Raw genomic sequence first — 1,147 nt, 5'->3', positions numbered from 1 at the left:
CGGTTTCATAACCCACGAATGCGTCGTAGAGTCGCCCGGCAAGATCTGAAGTTTTCAGCCCTTATCAAACCGTCCGTGGAAATGGGGTAGAACCCAGATGACAATGGCGATCCGTTGACCAACCAGAAGCGCTGGGAACGTGACATCGAGGCCAAGTACGTTGTGCAGTCTGGGTCGTTGAAGGACATGTCCTTTCGCATTCGACAAGCCACGACTCGCGCCACCGACTTCGAGTCGGATTTGGATGAGTTCCGCCTGATTGTCGAGTACCCGCTGGAAGTTCTCTAACCCTGGCAAGCGAGCGGGTTGATTGCCCGCTCGCTCCTTGGTCCTGCTGTCCCCTCGTAGTGCTCCTTTGGTTTGGAGACAGCCCTTGGCGCCCTAGGGCGCCTTTTTTACTTAGGTTAAAGGACGTATGAAAATGAGTCGGCCACTACACACAAGCGGCCGTGCTGGCAGGCAGTACTACTGGGCGGGATATTCTGCAACGACCTGATCAGAACCCGTCTTGGTCAAGCCAATGACCTGGTAGGCATGCTGTACGCCATCGACTTCCATGCCGGGGGAGCCCGCCGGCATCCCGGGAACCGCGATACCAACCAGATCATTGCGCTTGCTGAGTTCGAGGACCTGAGCAGCCGGTACATGACCTTCGACGAACTTGCCGTCAATCACCGCGGTGTGGCAAGACGCTAACCGTGGCGCGACGCCCAGTCGTTGCTTCACTGCTGTCATGTTGCTTTCGACATGGTCGACGACTTTGAAGCCATTCGCTTCGAGGTGCGAGATCCACTTCTTGCAACACCCACAATTGGCATCACGATGGACATCGATCGTCAGGGCATCAGCTGCTTGAACCGCAGATGTGGCGGATAGAGCGGCCAGCAGGGCCAGATATTTAGCTTTCATGAACGTGCTCTTTGCCATCGGAGTGGGTGTGGGTCTTGGGCGAGGCGTTCGGAGCCTGCTCGGCGTGATGATCACCTCCGTTGGACGACGCCTCATCCCCAGCATGGTGGTCATCGCCACTCATATCCGAATGGTGACCTGCCTTAGGGATGGTCTGAAGTAGCCACGTATTTCTGGCCGACTACAGACCTCGCTGTTTTTTGAAGCGATCCATCGATCAAAAAGCGCTCAGATCGTC

At 56.2% G+C, this 1,147-nt stretch carries 1 protein-coding gene and 1 pseudogene; one reads left to right on the top strand and one right to left on the bottom strand.

Annotation, left to right across the window (positions count from 1 at the left end; translation table 11 throughout):
* Positions 1 to 96 precede the first annotated feature (96 nt).
* A pseudogene (locus H165_RS19500) lies at positions 97 to 288 on the top strand (OprD family outer membrane porin); the annotation flags it as partial.
* A 177-nt stretch (positions 289 to 465) separates the two neighbouring features.
* Here the strand turns inward: H165_RS19500 and H165_RS19495 are convergent.
* Positions 466 to 909 (bottom strand): DUF411 domain-containing protein, encoded by a 444-nt coding sequence (locus H165_RS19495; RefSeq protein ID WP_081609395.1) that lies wholly within the window; start codon positions 907 to 909, stop codon positions 466 to 468.
* Positions 910 to 1,147 lie beyond the last annotated feature (238 nt).

The sequence above is a fragment of the Pseudomonas thermotolerans DSM 14292 genome, assembly GCF_000364625.1.
Lineage (GTDB): Bacteria > Pseudomonadota > Gammaproteobacteria > Pseudomonadales > Pseudomonadaceae > Aquipseudomonas > Aquipseudomonas thermotolerans.
This window is presented reverse-complemented; position numbering and strand designations above follow the sequence as displayed.